Annotated in this window: 16 protein-coding genes and 1 tRNA gene; 3 read left to right on the forward strand and 14 right to left on the reverse strand. The window is 72.2% G+C overall.

The window, feature by feature from the left end; all coding sequences use genetic code 11:
- Positions 1–35: 35 nt before the first annotated feature.
- From HNQ01_RS09815 to HNQ01_RS09835, 5 genes are all read right to left on the reverse strand, one after another.
- Positions 36–281 carry a hypothetical protein gene (locus tag HNQ01_RS09815; protein WP_173805199.1) on the reverse strand — a complete coding sequence of 82 codons (246 nt, stop codon included), beginning with the start codon at positions 279–281 and terminating at the stop codon, positions 36–38.
- 168 nt (positions 282–449) lie between these two features.
- On the reverse strand, positions 450–1,232 hold the full coding sequence (lepB, locus tag HNQ01_RS09820) for a signal peptidase I (protein WP_173805200.1): 783 nt from the start codon (positions 1,230–1,232) through the stop codon (positions 450–452).
- A 90-nt stretch (positions 1,233–1,322) separates the two neighbouring features.
- The gene (locus tag HNQ01_RS09825) at positions 1,323–1,610 is read right to left on the reverse strand and encodes a hypothetical protein (RefSeq protein ID WP_173805201.1); all 288 of its coding nucleotides are present in this window, start codon (positions 1,608–1,610) and stop codon (positions 1,323–1,325) included.
- Positions 1,600–2,199, reverse strand: a complete 600-nt coding sequence (locus tag HNQ01_RS09830; protein ID WP_173805202.1) for an RNA polymerase sigma factor — start codon at positions 2,197–2,199, stop codon at positions 1,600–1,602. Before HNQ01_RS09830 ends, HNQ01_RS09825 begins: the two co-directional genes overlap by 11 nt.
- Before the next feature lie 54 nt (positions 2,200–2,253).
- Positions 2,254–3,519 carry a patatin-like phospholipase family protein gene (locus tag HNQ01_RS09835; protein ID WP_173805203.1) on the reverse strand — a complete coding sequence of 422 codons (1,266 nt, stop codon included), beginning with the start codon at positions 3,517–3,519 and terminating at the stop codon, positions 2,254–2,256.
- Positions 3,520–3,747: 228 nt separating this feature from the next.
- On the opposite strand from HNQ01_RS09835, the gene HNQ01_RS09840 reads away from it, so the two are divergent.
- Positions 3,748–4,755 carry an McrB family protein gene (locus HNQ01_RS09840; protein WP_173805204.1) on the forward strand — a complete coding sequence of 336 codons (1,008 nt, stop codon included), beginning with the start codon at positions 3,748–3,750 and terminating at the stop codon, positions 4,753–4,755.
- A gap of 22 nt (positions 4,756–4,777) precedes the next feature.
- Here HNQ01_RS09840 and HNQ01_RS09845 read toward each other — a convergent pair whose 3' ends face one another.
- The 5 genes from HNQ01_RS09845 to HNQ01_RS09865 all read right to left on the reverse strand — a co-directional run bounded on the left by HNQ01_RS09845 (position 4,778) and on the right by HNQ01_RS09865 (position 16,348).
- On the reverse strand, positions 4,778–6,061 hold the full coding sequence (locus HNQ01_RS09845; protein WP_173805205.1) for a hypothetical protein: 1,284 nt from the start codon (positions 6,059–6,061) through the stop codon (positions 4,778–4,780).
- Between the two features lie 108 nt (positions 6,062–6,169).
- Entirely contained in the window at positions 6,170–7,666 is a 1,497-nt protein-coding gene (locus HNQ01_RS09850; protein ID WP_173805206.1) for a TolC family protein, read from the reverse strand.
- On the reverse strand, positions 7,656–9,005 hold the full coding sequence (locus HNQ01_RS09855; protein WP_173805207.1) for an HlyD family type I secretion periplasmic adaptor subunit: 1,350 nt from the start codon (positions 9,003–9,005) through the stop codon (positions 7,656–7,658). The genes HNQ01_RS09850 and HNQ01_RS09855 overlap by 11 nt, the downstream gene beginning before the upstream one ends.
- The gene (locus HNQ01_RS09860; protein WP_173805208.1) at positions 9,002–11,218 is read right to left on the reverse strand and encodes a type I secretion system permease/ATPase; all 2,217 of its coding nucleotides are present in this window, start codon (positions 11,216–11,218) and stop codon (positions 9,002–9,004) included. Before HNQ01_RS09860 ends, HNQ01_RS09855 begins: the two co-directional genes overlap by 4 nt.
- 153 nt (positions 11,219–11,371) lie before the next feature.
- Entirely contained in the window at positions 11,372–16,348 is a 4,977-nt protein-coding gene (locus tag HNQ01_RS09865; RefSeq protein ID WP_173805209.1) for a C2 family cysteine protease, read from the reverse strand.
- A gap of 178 nt (positions 16,349–16,526) precedes the next feature.
- Between HNQ01_RS09865 and HNQ01_RS09870 the strand changes: the two genes are divergently transcribed.
- Both HNQ01_RS09870 and HNQ01_RS09875 read left to right on the forward strand, forming a co-directional pair.
- Positions 16,527–17,867, forward strand: a complete 1,341-nt coding sequence (locus tag HNQ01_RS09870; protein WP_173805210.1) for a D-serine ammonia-lyase — start codon at positions 16,527–16,529, stop codon at positions 17,865–17,867.
- 98 nt (positions 17,868–17,965) lie between these two features.
- Positions 17,966–18,298 carry a hypothetical protein gene (locus HNQ01_RS09875; RefSeq protein WP_173805211.1) on the forward strand — a complete coding sequence of 111 codons (333 nt, stop codon included), beginning with the start codon at positions 17,966–17,968 and terminating at the stop codon, positions 18,296–18,298.
- A gap of 80 nt (positions 18,299–18,378) precedes the next feature.
- On the opposite strand, the gene HNQ01_RS09880 is transcribed toward HNQ01_RS09875, so the two are convergent.
- The 4 genes from HNQ01_RS09880 to HNQ01_RS09895 all read right to left on the reverse strand — a co-directional run bounded on the left by HNQ01_RS09880 (position 18,379) and on the right by HNQ01_RS09895 (position 19,847).
- On the reverse strand, positions 18,379–18,609 hold the full coding sequence (locus tag HNQ01_RS09880; protein ID WP_173805212.1) for an MbtH family protein: 231 nt from the start codon (positions 18,607–18,609) through the stop codon (positions 18,379–18,381).
- Between the two features lie 196 nt (positions 18,610–18,805).
- A tRNA-Pro gene (locus tag HNQ01_RS09885) sits at positions 18,806–18,882 on the reverse strand.
- A 105-nt stretch (positions 18,883–18,987) separates the two neighbouring features.
- On the reverse strand, positions 18,988–19,449 hold the full coding sequence (locus tag HNQ01_RS09890) for a MerR family transcriptional regulator (RefSeq protein ID WP_173805213.1): 462 nt from the start codon (positions 19,447–19,449) through the stop codon (positions 18,988–18,990).
- Between the two features lie 35 nt (positions 19,450–19,484).
- A complete protein-coding gene (locus HNQ01_RS09895; RefSeq protein WP_173805214.1) occupies positions 19,485–19,847 on the reverse strand; it encodes an integration host factor subunit alpha in 363 nt (120 codons plus the stop codon).
- Positions 19,848–19,869 lie beyond the last annotated feature (22 nt).

Below are 19,869 nucleotides of genomic sequence, written 5' to 3' on the forward strand. Positions count from 1 at the left end.
TCCCTGCTTCAAACGGAATGATTGCCCACAGGGCTTCAGCGCTCCGGGCGCATCCGGGACGTGCGCTGCTCGAGGTCAGCCACCTGCTTCTGGAGTTCGCGGATCGTGCTGCGAAGTTCATCGATCCGGGCACCATCATCACGGTTGGCGTCAGCTCGCGCCACGCGCGCCGTCGCGCCGGACTGGCCCATCGCCATCGCAGCAGGCACCACCGCCAGCACCGAGGCCACGGCCAGGCCCAGGGCGATCATCAGATTCTTGAAAGAGGACGTGGAATTCATCATGTTTCTCCCTTGTGAATTGCCCAGCGAGAAAGGAAATTCCTCGCTTCAGGGCAGACGCATTCTAGGGCCACCCATTTTCCGAGAGATTCATTGTTTCGTGAATCATCTGGCAGTCTGCCCGTCATTTACAGGAGGGCAGATTCACCGCCCCAATTCATCGAACAGTCATCTCGGCACGAGCCCCAGCCGCTCCCAGCGCACCCGCCCGTCGCCGGACGACCACCAGATCTGGCGCACCCGGCCGACCACGTCGGTCAGCGGCACCGGGCCGAAGTCGCGCGAGTCCCTGCTCGCGGCGCGGTTGTCGCCGACCAGCCAGACCTGCCCCGGCGGCACGGTGAGCGCCGTGCCGTCCGGCCGCTCGACCGTCTCGCCCGGCAGCGCGGCGACGCGCTTGACGTAATAGAGCGTGCGGTCGTTCGGGTAGACGAAGATGACGATGTCGCCCCGCTGCACCGCGCGGGTGCCGGGGCCCGGGCGGTTGTAGCGCATGTCGGCGAAGAGAATGTCGCCGGGCTGCAGCGCCGGACTCATGCTGGCCGAGGGGATGCGGAAGGACGCGACCTGGGTGGTGCGCACCTGCTGGATCAGCAGCGGCAGCGCCACCGCGTCGGCCAGCAGCAGCAGCAGCAGGTAGCCGGCCCAGCCGCGCCACGGCGGCACGCCCTGCCCGGCCGCACGCCCGGCCTGCACGATGCTCCAGAGCCACAGACCGAGCGCGCCGAGCAGGCCGAGCGCGACGGCCGGCACCGTCCAGGCCTCCGGCAGCCACAGCCCGCACAGCACCGGCCCGGGCACGCTCAGCAGCGCGAAGCCGAGAAAGACGCGGATCGCCAGATCGATCTCGCCGTTGCGCAGCTGGCCCAGGCCGGGCAGCGCCAGCGACATCAGCGCGGGCAGCCAGCGCGGTGCGGGGCGAGGCGGGGGGGTGAAGGCGTCGGGGGTCATGGGACAGGCTCCGGGGACGGTCAGAGAAATCGCGGTGGGGGTGGATTCCCGCTTTCGCGGGAATGACGGGAAGGTGGGGCGGCGGGCGGGTCAGCCCGCCTGCGTGCCGGACCAGACGCCGAGCAGGAAGGCCAGCACCTGCGCCAGGCCGAGCAGGCCGCCGGCGGCCAGCGCCAGCGCGCGCAGCCTCGGCCAGCGGCTCGGCGGCAGCTCGGCAGTGCGGACGGATGCCTGCAGCGCGGCGGCGTCGGCGGCCTGCTGCAGCGCCGGGGGCCGCTCGGGCAGCACGGCGAGCACGCGCGCGGTGAAGTCGGCGGGCAGCTCGGGCGCGGCGTCGAGCAGCCAGCGGTCCAGCGGGTCGGAACGTTCAGGCGTCATGGTCATCCTCCAGATCGGGACCGAGCATCTCGCGCAGGCGCTGGCGGGCCCGCCACAGCCGGGTGCGCACCGCCGCGGCCGAGCAGTCCTCGATGCGGGCGATGTCGGCCAGCGACAGCTCCTGCACATAGGCCAGCGCCAGCACGCTGCGGTCCTCGGGAGCCAGCCGGCGCAGGGCCGACTGCAGCAGCGCCTGGCGACGCCGGCGCGCGAGCTGCGCCGGCGGGCCGGGCTCGGGACAGGCGGCATCGAGACCGGGCGCGTCCGGATCGGCGCCGGCCGGCGCGGCCTGCTCGTGGCGGTGCGCGGCGCGGTCGAGCTCGTTGAGCGCGAGCCGGCGCGCGATGGTGTAGAGCCAGGTCGAGAAGCGGGCCTGCGCCGGGCGGTACTGGCCGATGTTCAGCCAGACCCGCACGAAGCTGTCCTGCACCAGCTCCTCGACGCGTGCCGGCGGCAGGCCCATCCGGCCGAGAAAGCCCGCCAGCGGCCGCTGCCAGGTCTCGACCACGGCGGCGAAGGCCGCGCGGTCGCCGGCAGCCAGCCGCGCCAGCAGCTCGGGGGTCGGGAAGGTGTCGTCGGGCATCGTCATCGTCGGCTCCGGTGTCTTCTACCGGGCCGGCGCGACGATGTCACCGCACCGCGCTCATCCGATGCGCATCTGCCCCGTCGTCGAGGCCGACGCAGTCGGAAAGATCATGCGCGAGCGCAGCTCGCGATAGGCCTCCCAGTCGAAGCCCGACAGGAAGTCGATCGCCTGCCGGGCGCCCTCTCGGAACAGCCGTGCGCGGGTGGACTCGTCCATGCCGAAGTCCAGCCAGTTCACGCCCAGGCAAGGGATGTACTGCACCAGATGGCGATAGTCATGGTTGCTCGACAGGAAGTCGTAGTCGAGGCAATGCCGTGCCGAATCGAAGATCGCGCCGAACAGGCTCGTCGGCCCGCCGATGCGGCGACGGCGCTCGTCGTACTGCAACTTCACGCCGAAGGTCGGTCGCGACGGGATCCGGCTGTAGTTGTGGAACAGGTTGACGGGAAAGTTCGACACCACCCCGCCGTCGACGAAGACGCCCTGCTCCGGCAGTCCGCCCTCCTGCTCGGCGTCGTAGCCGACCCATTCCAGCCAGCGCCGGGCCGCCCCGGCGTCCTGCGGCACGCTCAGGCGCAGCGGCTCGAAGAAGAAGGGAATCGACATCGACGCGCGCACGAACAGCGACGGATCGGCCTGCATCGGATCGGAGAAGTAGAGCGGTGCGTGGTCCGGGAAGACCACCTTGCTCTCGGAGGCCACGTCGGCGGCGACGATCGCCAGCCGCCCGCGTGCCTCCTGCGGCCCGAGCAGCCGGTTCTGGCGCAGGTTCCACAGCCCTGGAGGCGGCTCGGCCAGACGCGCCTGCAGCGCATCGAGCGTCGTCATGCCCTCGCGTGCCAGCACGCCGCGGATCCAGTCATGGAAGACCTCGCCGGGATTGAGCCCGAGCCGAGCCTTCAGCGTGTCGAGCGCGCGCCAGGTGCGCCAGGCCAGGCGGCAGGCTCCGGAACCCGGGTCCAGGGCCGCGTCGATCAGCCGTCGGCTGTCACGGTCGCCATCGACGAAGCCACGGAAGTCGAGCGCGGCCATCTCCGCCAGCAGCTTCGGCCCCTTGGCTTCGGCCGGCGGCCCCAGCGCGGCCAGCAGCAGCGCGTTGATCGAGCCGGCCGAAGTGCCGCCCAGCCCCAGGAAGCGCAGCCCCGCCTGCTCCAGTGCCCAGGTGTAGCCCGCCAGCGCGATGCCCAGCATGCCGCCGCCTTCCATCACCAGATCCACGTACTGGTGGCCCTCCTGGTCGACCAGATCACTGAAGCGCTTGCGGCGCAGGTCTTCGAGCGGCCCCAGCAGCGTCGGATCGCTGATCAGCGCATCGATGTCCATGGTTCGTTCCCCCGAGGTTACCCAAGGTACCAAAAGGATCAGTATCTCGTCCGACGGCGGATCTGCGCCTCCTCGAAAAGGACGACCGGCCTGACGCGCCGGAAATGAAACCCCCTGCGCCACGACGTCGACAGCCCCCACGATCGGGTGGGGAATCAAGCGTGAAGAGATCACGATCCGGCGGCGGCGCGCCTGGGAGCGCCCGAGGCTGAAACGAGAATTCTTCACATGATCAGCCACCCTCTGCAGCCCGGGCGGGCCCGCAACCTCATCCTTCACGGCCCGTCCGGGACCGGCAAGACCCGCGCCACCCTCGACGAGGCGCTGCGCATCGTGGACCCGCTGTTCCTCGAGCAGCATCATGGCCAGCGGTCGATGCTCAAGGAGCGCTTCGACGCGCTGGCCGACGCCGGCCGCATCCGCCGCGTCACCTTCCATCCGGGCCTGGACTACGCCGACTTCGTCGAGCGGCGCCGCAGCGACGCCGGCACGGGCGAACGGGTCGAGGCGGGCCTGTTCCTGCAGTTCTGCCAGGACGCGGCCAGCGACGCCGGCCGCCGCCATGCGCATGTGCTCGTCATCGACGACATCCACCGCGGCGAGGTCGCGCGCATCTTCGGCGAGCTGCTGACGCTGATCGAGCCGGCGCGGCGCCTGGGCAAGCCCGAGGCGCTGCAGGTGACGCTGCCCGGCTCGGGCCGGCGCTTCGGCGTGCCCGCCAACCTGCACCTGATCGGCACGGTCAACACCTCCGACTGCCCGCTCGCCGAGCTGGACAGGGCGCTGTCGCGGCGCTTCGTCTTCCGGGAGATGCCGCCGCAGCCGGACCTGCTCGACGGCATCGCGGTCGAGGACGTGGACCTCGGCGCGCTGCTGCGGGTGATGAACGAGCGCATCGAGGTGCTGCTCGGCCGCGACCACCGCATCGGCCACGGCGTGCTGATGCCGCTGGCCGAGCCGGGCGCGGCGACGCTGGCGGCGCTGGGCCGGGTGTTCCGGGAGCGGGTCGTGCCGCTGCTGCTGCAGCACTTCGCCGGCGACTGGAAACGCATCGGCTGGGTGCTGGGCGATCCGTCCAAGATCCTGCGCGAACACCGCTTCGTGCAGCCCGGCGGCCCGCGCACGCCGGAGGACCTGTTCGGCCGCGCGGTGGCCGAGCAGATCGGCGACCGGCGCTGGCATCTCGTCGACGCGGCCTTCGACCGCATCGGCAGCTACCGCGGCATCCTGGGCTGAGGCCCCGGCCCGCGCCGCCGGCTCACCCCGCCACCGCCGAATACACCGGCCGCGGGTCCTGCTCCGACGGATAATCCACTTTCAGCAGGCCCTCGTGCACCATCGCGGCGAGCGTGCGCCGGCGCAGGTGGTCGGGGTCGCGGTTGAGCAGCTGCGCGAGCACCTGCAGACCGATCGCGCGCCCGTCGCACAGCTGCGCGATCGTGCCGCGCAACAGCGCGGCCTCCACGCGCGGGCGCACCGCCACCGGCGCGGCCAGCGCCAGCAGGTCCGAGCGCAGCTCGTCGTGCAGCGCCGCCCAGTCCAGCACCGGATCCGGCGACGGCAGGGGCTCGGGCTCGGGCACCGGCGGCCGCACCGGCGAAGACACCAGCGACGCCGCCGGGGCCGGACCGGGGGACACGACGCCGGCAAGCTCGGCCGCCTCGCCGGCCACGGGCAACGGGCGGTCGGCGGCGCTGGCGACGGCGGTGGAGGTGTCCTCGGCCTGCGGCCCCGGCGGACCCGCCTGCGGCAGCAGCGCCACCGACCACAGCAGCGCCGCCATCAGCTCGACCACCATCGCCGACAGCACCGCCACGCCGGTGCCCAGCCCGTCGGGCGACAGGCCGGTCAGGCCGGCGAGCGCCCGCGAGACCGGGTCGAGCGCAGCCAGGTCGCGCGCCTGGTCCTGGCGGGCGGCGGCATCGACCAGCCGCTGGCGCAGCTCGGCAGCGCGCCGGGCCTCGCCCTGCTCGACGCCCAGTGCCTCGGAGCGGCGGCGCGCCTGCTCGGCCGCATCGGCCAGGCGCAGGCAGCCGCCGGGCAGCGCCGCCGAGGCCGCGACCGCAGCGGCGGGCGGCACCGCCGGATGCGGCGCCCCCGCCCGGCAGCGCTCGAGCGCGATCGCCGCCGCGCTGGCGCGTGCCTGCGCCGTCGCCAGATCGGCCGAGACCGCCGCGAGCGGGCGCGCCGCGATCGCGTCGAGATCCGCCTGCAGTGCACGCGCCTGCGCGCGGGTCTCGACCGCCTCGGCCCGCACCGAGCCGGCGCGCAGCGACGCGGCGGTGAAGAAGGACGCATGATTCCATGCGGTCAGCAGCACGCAGCCCAGCCACAGCAGCCGCGCCAGCGCGCCGCGCGAGAGCGTCGGCAGCAGGTGCGCGCCCAGCACCAGCACGCAGGAGATCGCCGCGATCAGCGTGCGGTCGAGCAGCGAGCCGCCCCGCTCGAGCGCGGCCGCGGCCGCCATGGCCAGGCCGACGCCGGAGGTGATCGCGGCGGCGGACAGCGCCAGCCGGCGCTGCAGTCTTGTCAGAGGGGTCATCCACTTGTCTTTCGGGTCTCGTCTCGCTCCGCCCGCCACCGGCCGGGAAGCGGAGCAGCAGCGAGCGGACAAGCAAGAATTTGACCGGAAAACCGGGACAGCTTCACGTCACGGCACGGCGGACACCCGTGGCGGGCCGCTGTCGACCGCCTGCAGCACCCCGGCCGCCGCCAGCAGCCGCAGCCGCGCCGAGTGCCATTCGGCCAGCGTGCGCAGCTGCTCCAGCCGGGCCTCGGCCAGCAGCGACTGGCTCGACAGCAGCTCGGTGATGTCGGCCGCGCCCTTGTCGTAGCGGCGCACCGCGCTGGCGGCGGCCGCCTCGGCGGCCTCGGCCAGCGTCGCCGCGCCGGGCAGCAGGCGCCGCGCCGAGACCGCGTCGGCATGCGAGCGCAGCACGTCGACGGCGACCTGCTGGCGCGCCTGCTCGAGCTGGGCCTCGCCCTGCTCGACCTGGGCCTGCGCGCCGCGGATGCGGTAGGTGCGCGCGAAGCCCTCGAACAGCGGCAGCGTCAGCGTCACGCCGTAGGTGGTGACGCGGCTGCCGGTCGCGTACAGGCCCTGGTCGGGCTGACCGTTGACATGGCGCGAGGCGCTGAAGTCCAGCGTCGGCAGGCCCTCGGCGCGGGCCGAGCCGGCGCGCAGCCGCGCCGACTGCAGCCGAGCCTGCGCCGCCACCACCGCCGGATGGCGCTCGCGCGCCTCGGCCAGCCAGCGCTGCAGGTCCTCGGTCTCCTCGTCCTGCGGCGCGTCCAGCCGCTCGGGCAGGCGCAGCGGCGCGCCATCGGGCAGCGCCATCGCCGCCGACAGCATCAGCTGCGCGCGCCGCGCCTCGCCCTCGGCGCGCTCGAGCGCCAGCCGCGCGCGCGCCTGCTGGGCACGCGCCTGCAGCACGTCGCTGCCGGCGACCAGGCCGCGCTGCTCGCGCCGGGTCGCGGTGTCGAGCGCCACGCCCGCCTGGCGCCAGGCCTCGCGGCGCATCGTCGCCATGGCCTGCGCGGTGATCGCGTCGAAGTAGGCCGAGACCAGCGCCGCCATGACCCGCTGCGCGGTGGCGTCGCGCGCGGCACCGGCGGCGGCCAGCAGGCGCTGCGCGCCCTCGTGGCCGGCCTGGCGCGCGCCGAAGTCGAACAGCCGCCAGCTCAGCGTCGCGCTGCGGGAGCTCGCGTCCTGGTCGAGCGACTGGCCGCTGCCGGTGTGGAGCGTCGTCGTCGACAGCCGCGAGACGCTGCCCTGCAGCCGCGGCCAGTAGGCGGCGCGCGCCTCGCCCAGCGCGGCAGCCTGGGCGTGGATCTCGGCCTGGGCCTGCGCCAGCTGCGGATGGCGGCACAGCGCGATGTCGATCGCCTCGGCCAGCGACAGCGGCAGCGCCGCCTGCGCGCCGGCCCCCGCCGGCACGTCGCGGCAGGACGGCGGCGCGGCCGCATCCGGGTCGCCGACGGCCAGCTGCGGCACCGACAGCGGGTTGTCGAGCAGGTCCGGCACCCCCGCGCCGGGCGCATCGAGCAGCCCCCCGGCCCGCGCCACGCCGCCCGCGGCCAGCAGCAGCGACAGCAGCGCGGCCGCAGACAGGCAGCGGCGGCGGCGATGGCGGCGTTCAGCGCTCACGCAGGCTCTCCCTGCCATGCTGCAGCAGCGGCGACAGCACGTATTCGATCAGGCGCCGATCGCCGGTGCGGATCTCGACGCTGCCGCTCAGGCCGGGCGTCAGCGCCGTCTCGCGGCCGTCGACCTGCAGCGCCGGTGCCTTCAGCGCGATGCGCACCGCGTAGACCGGGCCGCGCTTCTCGTCCTGCACCGCATCGCGCGAGACCAGCGCGACCACCGCCGGCACGGTGCCGTACCTGGTGTACGGGAAGGCGTCGATCTTGACCTGCGCCTCCTGGCCCTCGCGCACGAAGCCGATGTCGCGGTTCTCGACGCGCACCTCCATCTCGACCTGGGCCTGGCGGGGCACGATCTGCATCAGCGGCTGCGCCGCCGGCACCGCGGTGCCGACGGTGTGCACCGCCAGCTGCTGCACCGTGCCGTCGACGGGCGCCACCAGACGCAGCAGCTCGCCGTGGGTGCGCGCCTTGTCGAGCTCGGCGCGCGCGGCGTCGACCTGGCGCTGGCCCTCGGCGCGGCTGTCCTGCGCGGCACGGCGCACCTCGGCGCCCAGCGCCAGCTTCTGCGAGCGGATCGCCGCGAGCTGGCCGGCGATCTCCAGCCGCGCCTGCTCGCGCTCCATCCAGGCATGGCGCGAGACATCGCGCGTCTGCAGCAGCTCGGCATAGTCGCGCGCGCGCTGCTCGGCCAGCGGCAGCTCCTGGGCCAGGCGCCCGGCATCGGCGTCCAGCCGCGCCAGCCGGGTGCGGTACTCGTTCCACTGGTCCTGCAGATGCTGCTCGGCCAGCCGGCGCTGCTGCGCGTCGACGTCGGGCAGCTCGGGCAGCCTCGGCTCGGCGCGGCCGCTGCCGTCCAGCGCCGCCAGCAGCGCGCCGGCGCGCTCGACCTGCAGCTGCGCCTGCTCCAGCGCCTGCGCGGCGCGGCGGCCGTCGCTGTCGCTCAGGCGCGGATCGAGCTCGACGAGCAGATCGCCGGCGCGCACCGCCTGCCCTTCCTCGACATGCAGCGCATGCACGCGCGCGGTCTCGACCGCCGCCAGCGCCTTGGTCTGGCCGCGCGGCACGATGCGGCCCTGCGCATTGACGACGATGTCGGTGCGCCCGATCACCGACCAGGCCAGCAGCGCCAGCACCAGCAGCATCAGCAGCCGCGCGGTCCAGCGCCCCGAGGGCGAGACCGGCCGCGCCTGCAGCGACAGCGCCGCCGGCAGGAACTCGGCCTCCTCGGCGCTGTACTGCGGCGGCGCGAGCTCGCGGCGATGCGACCAGGCGTGCGCCCAGGCCCGGCGGTAGCGGCCGATCAGCTCGCCCCAGGCCTCGATGCGGTGCTTCAGGCTCATGCGGCGGCTCCCGTCTGCGGACCCGCGCCGGCCACGGCGGCCGGCCGCGCCGGACCGCCGGCCTGCAGCGCGTGCAGGTGGCTGTAGATGCCGCGCGGGTTGCGCAGCAGCTCGTCATGGCTGCCGAGCTCGACGATCTGGCCGCGCTCCATCACGACGATGCGGTGCGCGTCGCGCACCGCCGAGAGCCGGTGCGCGATGATCAGCACGGTGCGGCCCTGGCAGATCAGGCGCATGTTGTCGTGGATGATGCGCTCGCTCTCGTAGTCGAGCGCGCTGGTGGCCTCGTCGAAGATCAGGATGCGCGGATTGGTGATCAGCGCGCGCGCGATGGCGATGCGCTGGCGCTGCCCGCCCGACAGGCCCGTGCCGTGCTCGCCGACGACCGTGTCGTAGCCCTCGGGCAGCTCGCAGATGAACTCGTGCGCGCCGGCCAGCTTCGCCGCCTGCATCACCAGCTCGATCGGCGCGGCCGGCTGGGCCAGCGCGATGTTGTCGCGCACCGAGCGGTTGAACAGCGTGTTCTCCTGCAGCACCACGCCGATCTGCTGGCGCAGGCTGGTGGTGTCGATGATGGCGATGTCCTGGCCGTCGACCAGCACCCGGCCGCGGTCGGGCACATAGAGGCGCTGCACCAGCCGGGTCAGCGTGCTCTTGCCCGAGCCCGAGCGCCCGACGATGCCGATCACCTCGCCCGGGCGCACCTTCAGCGCGACCTGGCGCAGCACGTCGGCGGCGTCGGGGCGGTAGCGGAAGGAGACCTGGTCGAACTCGATCGCGCCCTGCAGCCGCGGCAGCCGCGTCTTCTGGCCCGCGACCTCGGGGTGCGTGTTCAGGATGTCGCCGAGCCGGCTCATCGAGATGCCGACCTGCTGGAAGTCGTTCCAGAGCTGCGCCAGCCGCAGGATCGGGCTCGACACCTGGCCGGCGAGCATGTTGAAGGCCACCAGCTCGCCGACGCTGAGCTGGTTGTCGATCACCAGCGTCGCGCCGATCCACATGATCGCGGCCGTCACCAGCTTGCTCACCAGCGTGACGCCGCCGCCGGCGACGGTCGCCACGTTCGTCACCGCCAGCCCCGACGAGACATAGGCGGCGAGCTGCTGGTCCCACTTCTGGATCCAGCGCGGCTCCACCGCCATCGACTTGACGGTGTCGATGCCGCTGATCGTCTCGACCAGGAAGGACTGGTTCTCCGCGCCCTTGTTGAACTTGTCGTCCAGCCGCGCGCGGATCACCGGCGTGAACACCAGCGACAGCAGCACGTAGACCGGGATCGAGGCCAGCACCACCAGCGTCAGCGTCATGCTGTACCCGAACATCACGCCCAGGAACACGAAGGAGAACAGCAGGTCGAGCACCAGCGTCATGACGTTGCCGGTCAGGAAGCTGCGAATGCTTTCCAGCTCGCGGATGCGCGCCACCGAGTCGCCGACGCGGCGCGACTGGAAATACGCCAGCGGCAGGTTCAGCAGATGGCGGAACAGCCGCGCGCCCAGCTCCACGTCGATCTTGCTGCTGGTGTGCGCGAACACCCAGGTGCGGATGCCCGACAGCAGCGCCTCGAACACCATCGCGCAGATCAGGCCGATGGCGATGACATGCAGCGTCTGCATCGCGTGGTTGACCAGCACCTTGTCCATCACCACCTGGAAGAACAGCGGCGTGACCAGGCCGATGAGCTGCAGCACCAGCGAGATCAGCAGGATCTCCGCCAGCAGCCGGCGGTACTTGACCACCGCCGGGATGAACCAGGTGAAGTCGAACTTCGCCATCCGGCCGGCAAAGCTCGCCTTGCTGGTGAACAGGATCAGCTCGCCGGTCCAGGTGCGCAGCAGCTCCTCGAGCGCGACGAGCGCCGGCGGCTCGCCGGCGCGCTGGATCAGCACCCTGGCGCTGCCGGGCAGCTCGGTGCCGGCCGGCAGCGCGGCCGCACCCTCGATGCGCGCGACGACGAAGAAGCGCCCGGCCGCGTCGCAGGCCACCGCCGGCAGCGGCGCCCGCGCCAGCCGGCGCGGGTCCTGGCGCACCGCGCGCGCGCTCAGCCCGAGCTGCTGCGCCGCCAGCAGCAGGCGCTGCCGGTCGAAGGGCTCGGTGCCGTGCTGGTGGCGCAGCTGCGCCTCGTCGGCGGCGATGCCGTGCAGCGCGGCCATCGCCAGCAGCGCCCACAGGCCGGAGTCGGGCGCACTGCCCCGGGAGGAATCTGGATTCATGAGCGGACCGGCCGGTCCGGCGCGTGCCAGGCACGACACGGACGGATCAGGACAACAAGAAGATGAAAAGCGGAAAAGAAAATGAAAAACACCCGATACGGATCGTACCGGGTGTCGGGCGCCGCCTGCCGGCCGGGCGGGCCGGCCGCGGCATCAGCCGGCGCTGGCCAGCGTGATCTGCGTGCGGTCGGTCACGGCCGGGCTCGCGCCCAGGCCGGCGCCCGCGCCGCCCGCCGCACCGGCGTCGAGCGTGGCCAGCGCCTGCACGAGCTGACCGGCATTGACCGCGTACTTCGGATCGATCGCGCCGGTCGGCGCCGACTCGGTGGTGACGATCAGCGAGCAATTCGACAGGTAGAGCTGGTCGAAGCCCAGCTCGAACACGCCGTTCCAGCTCGAGCTGCCCTCCTGGCCCCAGGGGTTGCGCAGGATCAGGCGGTCGAGCGCGCTGTCGTAGCCCAGCACCGCGTACATGTGGCTGCCCACCAGGTCGGTCCTGCCGTTGGCGTCGGTCAGCGAGGTGCCCGAGGCGGTGGCGTACATCACCTCCTGGCCGGCGCCGATCGCGCCGAGGACGGCCGACTTGACCGTCGAGGTCCAGGCCGAGACGGTGTAGCTGGCGCAGCCGTAGCTGCGCGAGCTCAGGCCGGCGATCGCCTGCAGGCCGCTGGACCAGCCGCCCTCGATCGAGGCGTAGGCGTTGGCCTCGCCGTTCATCTGCACCTCGTACTCGACATAGGCCTTCTCGAGCAGCGACACCCACAGCCCGCCGGTGGCCGAGACCGCGCCGGTCCAGCCGGTCGGCAGCATGGTGTTGACCGTCACGTACAGCGGATCGTCGCCGGCGCCGTAGAAGCGGATGCCCCAGGTGCCGTTGCCGTTGTCGGTGAACATCGACTCGATCAGCGCCGAGTAGTCGTCGGCCACGTCGACCATCGCCGCGAGGAAATAGCAGTCGCCGACGCCGCGCTGCTGCACGTCCGAGGCCAGCGGGCCGGCGGCCGAGAACAGCGTGCCGCCGCGGGCGGCGTAGGTGGCGCCGACGTAGCTCGGCAGGTCGGTGCCGAGGAACCACTTGCCGATCAGCCGGGCCATCTGGTCGGCCGAGCTGCCGACCGCCAGATTGCCCAGCGCGACGCTGGTGTTGAGGCCGCCGGTCCACAGCGCATTGGACTTGTTGCCGTTGACGACGTTGCTGCTGATCTCGTAGAGGTAGGAGTCGGTGCCGACCGCCTGGCCGACCGCCGTCACCAGCGCCTTCAGCTCGGTCATCTGCGCCGCGGCGAGCTGGCCGGTGCCGATCGCGGTGTCGACGCCCTGCAGCACCTTCAGCAGCGACTCGTGGCTGAACAGCGAGTCGCCGGCGTTGATGACGGCCTCGACCTGGGTGCGGATGCCGGAGGTGGTCAGCACCTTCAGCAGGTCGGCGGTGGCGGTGCCGGCCTTGGCGACCAGCGCCTGCTGCGCGCTCGTCAGCCCGGCCTTCTGCGTCGCCGTCAGCGAGGCGTAGACGCTGATGAGGTTGACGTTGTTCAGCCCGGTCACCGCGGTGGCGGACAGCCACTGCACATGGCCGTCGAGCGCGGCGAGCTGGCCCGGCGTCAGGTAGTTGACCTGGGCGGCCGACAGCGCGGCCAGCTGCGGCTGCGTGAGCGCGGCGATCTGGTCGGTCTCCAGCGCGCCGATCTGCATGAAGGACAGCTTCTGGAAGGTCGCCGCCGGCAGCGCCGCGAGCGCCGCGGGCGTCAGCGCGGCGATGTTCGTGCCCAGCGCCGCGAGCTGCGTCGCGCCCAGCGCCGAGACGGCCGAGGCCGACAGTGCCGCGACCTGCGCGTAGTCCAGGCTGGCGATCTGCGCGGCGCTCAGGCCGGCCGCCTGGGTGGCGCCCAGGCCGGCGAGCTGTGCCGGGCTCAGGTCATCGAGCTGCGCGGTGGAGAAGCCGGCGATCGCGCTGGCCGAGAACCAGCCCATCTGCGTGCCCGTCAGCGCGGTGCGCTGCCAGTAGTCCAGCACGGCGACCTGGGCGGCGCCCATCGCGCCGACATGGGCGGCATCGAGCCCGGCGATCGTCGTGCTCTTCATCTGCGCGATGCCGGCGGGCGCGATGGCCGCGAAGGCCGCCGGCGTCAGCGCGTTCAGCCAGGCCGGGCTCATCCAGTAGAAGCTGGTGGTGATCGCCGCGACCTGCGCCGCCGACAGCACCGCCACCGCGCCGGCGCTCAGGTGGTCGGCGTTCTGCAGCGCCGCGATCTGCGCCGGGCTCATCGCCGCCACATGCGCCGCGTCCAGCCCTTCCTGCGTCGTGATCGACAGCTTCGCCACCGCCGCGGCCGAGACCGCCGCCCAGTCGCCCAGCTCGGTCGCGTTGATCCACGCCGCCGACAGGCTGCCCCACTTCGCCGCGCTGATCGCGGTGATCTGCGCCTGCGTCAGCGCCGCCACCGAGGCGCTGGTCAGCGCGCCCAGGTTCATCGCGTCGAGCTGCGTGCCCTTGAGCGCCTGCACATGCGCCACGTCCAGCGCGGCGATCGTCGTGCTGGCGAGCTGGCCGATGCCGGCGGGCGTGACCGCCGCGAAGGCCGCCGGCGTCAGCGCATTGATCCAGTCGGCGCCCATCCAGTAGAAGCTGGTGCCGATGGCCGCGACCTGGGCCGGCGTCAGCGCCGCCACCGCCGCCAGGCCGAGCTTCTCGGGGTAGTACAGCGCCGCCATCTGCGCCACCGTCAGCGCCTGCACATGCGCCACGTCCAGCCCGGCACAGGCCGAGGAGCCGAACTTGGCCACGCTCGCCGCCGGGATCTGCGCGAACACCGCCGCCGGCACCGCGTTCAGCCACGCCGCCGACATCGCGCTCCACTTCGCCGCCGGAATCGCCGCCAGCTGCGCCGCCGACAGCACCGCCACCGCCGCCACGCTCAATGCCTGCGGCGCGACCAGGCTCGCCATCTGCGTCGGCGTCAGCGCCTGCACATGCGCCGCGTCCAGCCCGGCGATCACCGTCGTGCTGGTGATCGCGGCGATGCTCGCCGCCGGGATCTGCGCGAAGGATGCCGTCGGGATCGCGTTGAGCTGCGCCGCGCCGAACTTGGTCCAGCTCGCCGCGGCCATGCCGGTCAGCTGCGCCACGCTCAGCGCCGCGACGCAGGCCGTGCTCAGGCTGCCCAGGCTGAGGGCATTGAGCTGCGCCACCGTCAGCGCCTGCGTGTGTGCCACGTCCAGCCCGGCGATCGCCGTCGTGCCGAACTTCGCGGCGCTCGCGGACGGGATCTGCGCGAACACCGCCGCCGGCACCGCGTTCAGCCACGCCGCCGACATCGCGCTCCACTTCGCCGCCGGAATCGCCGCCAGCTGCACCGCCGACAGCACCGCCACCGCCGCCACGTTCAATGCCTGCGGCGCGACCAGGCTCGCCATCTGCGTCACCGTCAGCGCCTGCACATGCGCCGCGTCCAGCCCGCCCGTCACCGTCGTGCTCGTGATCGCCGCGATGCTCGTCGCCGGAATCTGCGCGAACAGCGCCGTCGGGATCGCGTTGAGCTGCGTCGCGCTGAACTTCGCCCAGGTCGCTGCGGCCATGCCGGTCAGCTGCGCCACGCTCAGCGCCGCCATCGACGCCGCGCTCAGGCTGCCCACCGCCATCGCGTCGAGCTGCGCCACCGTCAGCGCCTGCGTGTGCGCCACGTCCAGGCCGGCGATCGCCGTCGTGCCGAACTTGGCCGCGCTCGCGGACGGGACCTGAGAGAACGAGGCCGTCGGGATCGCGTTGAGCTGCGTCGCACTGAACTTCGGCCAGGTCGTCGCGGCCATGCCGGTCAGCTGCGCCACGCTCAGCGCCGCCATCGACGCCGCGCTCAGGCTGCCCACCGCCATCGCGTCGAGCTGCCCCACCGTCAGCGCCTGCGTGTGCGCCACGTCCAGCCCGGCGATCGCCGTCGTGCCGAACTTGGCCGCGCTCGTCGCCGGGACCTGAGAGAACGAGGCCGTCGGGATCGCGTTGAGCTGCGTCGCGCTGAACTTCGCCCAGGTCGCTGCGGCCATGCCGGTCAGCTGCGCCACGCTCAGCGCCGCCATCGACGCGGCGTTCAGGCTGCCCACCGCCATCGCGTCGAGCTGCACCACCGTCAGCGCCTGCGTGTGCGCCACGTCCAGCCCCGCGATCGCCGTCGTGCCGAACTTGGCCGCGCTCGTCGCCGGGACCTGAGAGAACGAGGCCGTCGGGATCGCGTTGAGCTGCGTCGCGCTGAACTTCGCCCAGGTCGCTGCGGCCATGCCGGTCAGCTGCGCCACGCTCAGCGCCGCCATCGACGCGGCGCTCAGGCTGCCCACCGCCATCGCGTCAAGCTGCCCCACCGTCAGCGCCTGCGTGTGCGCCACGTCCAGCCCGGCGATCGCCGTCGTGCCGAACTTGGTCGCGCTCGCGGACGGGATCGTCGCGAACACCGCCGCCGGCACCGCGTTCAGCCACGCCGCCGACATCGCGCTCCACTTCGCCGCCGGAATCGCCGCCAGCTGCGCCGCCGACAGCACCGCCACCGCCGCCACGTTCAATGCCTGCGGCGCGACCAGGCTCGCCATCTGCATCGGCGTCAGCGCCTGCACATGCGCCGCGTCCAGCCCGCCCGTCACCGTCGTGCTCGTGATCGCCGCGATGCTCGTCGCCGGAATCTGCGCGAACAGCGCCGTCGGAATCGCGTTGAGCTGCATCGCGCTGAACTTCGCCCAGGTCGTCGCGGCCATGCCGGTCAGCTGCGCCACGCTCAGCGCCGCCATCGACGCCGCGCTCAGGCTGCCCACCGCCATCGCGTCAAGCTGCCCCACCGTCAGCGCCTGCGTATGTGCCACGTCCAGGCCGGCGATCGCCGTGCCGGCGAACTGGGCCACCGCGGTCGTCGGCACCGCCGCGAACACGCTCGGGCTCAGCGCATTGAGCCAGGCCGCGTTCATGTAGACCCAGCTGACCGAGATCGACGGCACCTGCGCCGCGGTGAAGCCGCTCACCGCCGCCGGCAGCAGCCAGTCCGGATGCAGCATCTGCGCGACCTGTGCGGTCGTCATCGACGTGATCAGGCTGGCGCTCACGCTCTGGTAGTCGGTCTTGGTCCAGCTCGAGATCGTGCTCAGGGAAGGCATCACCCGCTCCTCGTTCCTGTCGTGACTCTTTTGAGTCGTTCAATGAATATTTTTCGCAGCAGTATCAGTTCAAGACCATCCCGCAACTTTGTGAACGAGCAACAGTGCGCCGAAGACGCGCACCTGAAATGCGCAATTCATCACGAATCAGATCCGCGCTTTCGCGCATCCTCGCGCCATGAACACCTCGCCCCTGATCGCCGGACATCCGCTCGAGCACTGGCTCGCCCGTCATCCCGTGCTGCGCACGCTGCAGGCTCGCGAGCCGGTCCTGTGGAGCAACCCGCGCCAGGCGCCGGCGGTGCAGGCGCTGGCCGATGTCGGCCTGGGGCCGCAGGACGTGGCCGCCGCCAGCGCTCGGTTCAGGCGCTTCGCGCCGCTGCTGGCCGAGCTGTTTCCGGCCACCACCGCGGCCGGCGGCCTGATCGAGTCGCCGCTGCGCGAGGTGCCGCGGCTGCAGGCGGCGATGGCGCGCCGGCTCGGACGCGAGGCCCTGCCCGGCCGGCTGTGGATGAAGCTCGACAGCCACCTGCCGGTGTCGGGCTCGATCAAGGCGCGCGGCGGCATCCACGAAGTGCTGCAGCATGCCGAGGCCCTGGCGCTGGCGGCCGGGCTGCTGCGGCTGGACGACGACTACCGCCGGCTGCTGGCACCCGACGCGCGCGCGCTGCTCGGCCGCCACCGGCTCGCGGTGGGCTCGACCGGCAACCTCGGGCTGTCGATCGGGCTGATGGGCGCGGCGCTGGGCCTGCAGGTCACGGTGCACATGTCGGCCGACGCGCGCCAGTGGAAGAAGGACCGGCTGCGCGCCGGCGGCGTCACCGTGGTCGAGCACCGCGCCGACTACGGCGCCGCGGTCGCCGAGGGCCGCCGCCAGGCCGAGGCCGATCCGCTGTGCCATTTCATCGACGACGAGAACTCGCGCCATCTCTTCCTGGGCTACGCGGTCGCGGCCGAGCGGCTGCTGCCGCAGCTGGCCGCCGCCGGCATCGCGGTGGACGCCGAGCATCCGCTGCATGTGCACCTGCCCTGCGGCGTCGGCGGCGGGCCCGGCGGCGTGGCCTTCGGGCTGAAGCTGCTGCTGGGCGACGCGGTGCACTGCTGGTTCGCCGAGCCGGTGGCCGCGCCGTGCATGCTGCTGGGACTCATCACCGACCAGCACGAGATGGTCTCGGTTCACGACATCGGCCTGGACAACCGCACCGCCGCCGACGGCCTGGCGGTGGCGCGCGCCTCCGGCTTCGTCGGCCGCGCCCTGCGCAGGCTGATCGCGGGCGGCTTCACCGTGCCCGACGACGAGCTGTTCGCGCTGCTGGCCCTGGCCGAGCGCGAGGAGGGCCTGCGGCTGGAGCCCTCCGCGCTGGCCGGCGTGCCCGGCATCGCCCGGCTGGCCGCGCTGCCCTCGCCCGACCTGGCCGCCAGCGCCACCCACATCGCCTGGATCACCGGCGGCAGCATGGTGCCGGACGAGGAGATGCAGGCGTATCTGGCGCGCGGGCGCGCCCTGCTGCCGGGCTGACACGGCCCGGGCCGCAACCCCGCGAGCACGGGGGGCGCGCTCCGTTTTCCCGTGAGGACAATTCGCGATTGCTCCAGACAATCACGAGGGAGATCTTCATGAGGAAAACGATCCAGCTCCTGGCGGGCCTGTGCCTGCTGCTGCCAGCGCTGGTGCTGGCGAAGGACAGCGGCCACGGCACCCAGTCGGTGGCACGCATCAAGCAGACGATGATCGCCGAGTCCCGGGCGGACTATCCCGGACGCTGCCCCTGTCCGTACGACACCATGCGCAACGGCGCCTCCTGCGGCGGGCGCAGCGCCTACAGCCGTCCGGGCGGCAGCTCGCCGCTGTGCTACGAGCGCGACATCGATGCGGCGATGGTGCAGGCGTGGGCGGCACAGCGTCGGGCCACCACGATGCCTGAAACACCAGAAGCGCCGGCACAGTAAGCCCTCCAAGGCCGAAAGGGCCCGCCCCCTCGCGGAAGCGGACCCTTTCCAGGCAATGCGGCGGCAGACCGGCCGCGGCTTCAGTCGGACACGTCGCTCATCGCCTCCATCCGCTTGCGCAGACTCAGCGGTCGCATGTCGGTCCACACTTGCCTGATGTGCTCGAGGCATTCGGCTTTCAGGCCCTGCATGCCTTCGTCGCGCCAGCCCGGCGCATTCAGGCGGTCAGCCGGCCAGATCGAATACTGCTCCTCGTGGTTGACCACCACCTTGTAAAGGGTCAGGTCCTCGCGGTCTTCGTCGTAACTCATTCGGCGTCTCCTCTGACAGATGGGACAAGGAGAGGCCATCGTAGAAGAAGCCGGATGATTTTTTCACATGCGGAGACACGAATGTGACAGGGCGCACGTAACATCCAGCAGGCACCGTACAGGCACCCGCGCGAATTTCGGATCCCACAAAGGCCAACGGGTTGGACCCTTGTGAGGTCCAACCCGTTGAGTTCATTGGTCGGGGCGGCGGGATTCGAACTCGCGACCCCTTGCACCCCATGCAAGTGCGCTACCAGGCTGCGCTACGCCCCGACTGCTGAGAAAGAAATTATATGACGCTTTTCGCGGCTGCGTCCAGCGTTTTTGGCTCTTTTTTGTCACCGCCGCCCGGCTGCGGCGTCAGTCCTGGCACGCGGATCAGTCGAGCTGCAGCAGCGCGCGGATCGCCAGCAGCTCGTCGCGCAGGCTCGCACCCGGGAGCGGCAGGTCCACGGGCGCGACGGCGGGCGCTGGCGCAGCGACCACCACCGCCTCGGCGGGCGCCGGGGACAGGGCCGGCGCGTCGTCGTCGGGCAGCAGCTCGTCCAGGTCGGCCTCGTCCTCGAGCGCCCGCACGCCGCCGGGCCCCAGTTCGGCCAGCCGGTTGCGCGCGCCGCTGATGGTGAAGCCCTGCTCATAGAGCAGCTCGCGGATCCGGCGGATCAGCAGCACCTCGTGGCGCTGGTAGTAGCGCCGGTTGCCGCGGCGCTTGACCGGCCGGAGCTGCGCGAACTCCTGCTCCCAGTAGCGCAGCACATGCGGCTTCACGCCGCAGAGCTCGCTGACCTCGCCGATCGTGAAGTAGCGCTTCGGCGGGATGGCGGGCAGGACGTTTTCCATTCCAGATCAAGGCCTTCGGACAGGGTCCTCAGACTTTACTCCGAGTCGCCCGGCCCGGGAACCTCGCCCTGGACGACCGCCTTGAGCTTGTGGCTGGCATGGAAGGTCACGACGTTGCGCGCCTCGATCGGGATCGGCTCGCCGGTGCGCGGGTTGCGGCCCGGGCGCGGCGCCTTGCGCCGGACCTGGAAGTTGCCGAAGCCGGAGAGCTTGACCTCCTCGCCGCGCTCGAGCGAGGCGTGGATGAACTCGAAGAAGGCCTCGACCATGTCCTTGGACTCGCGCTTGTTCAGGCCGAGCCGCTCGAAGAGCATCTCGGCCAGCTCGGCCTTGGTCAGCGTCGGGGTCTCGATCGAGACGACGCGGGCGGGGACGGGATCGTGGTCATCGATGGGCATGCGGTCTCCTCGAGTATCACTG

This window comes from Sphaerotilus uruguayifluvii (assembly GCF_013294065.1).
GTDB classification, from domain to species: Bacteria; Pseudomonadota; Gammaproteobacteria; order Burkholderiales; family Burkholderiaceae_C; genus Sphaerotilus; species Sphaerotilus uruguayifluvii.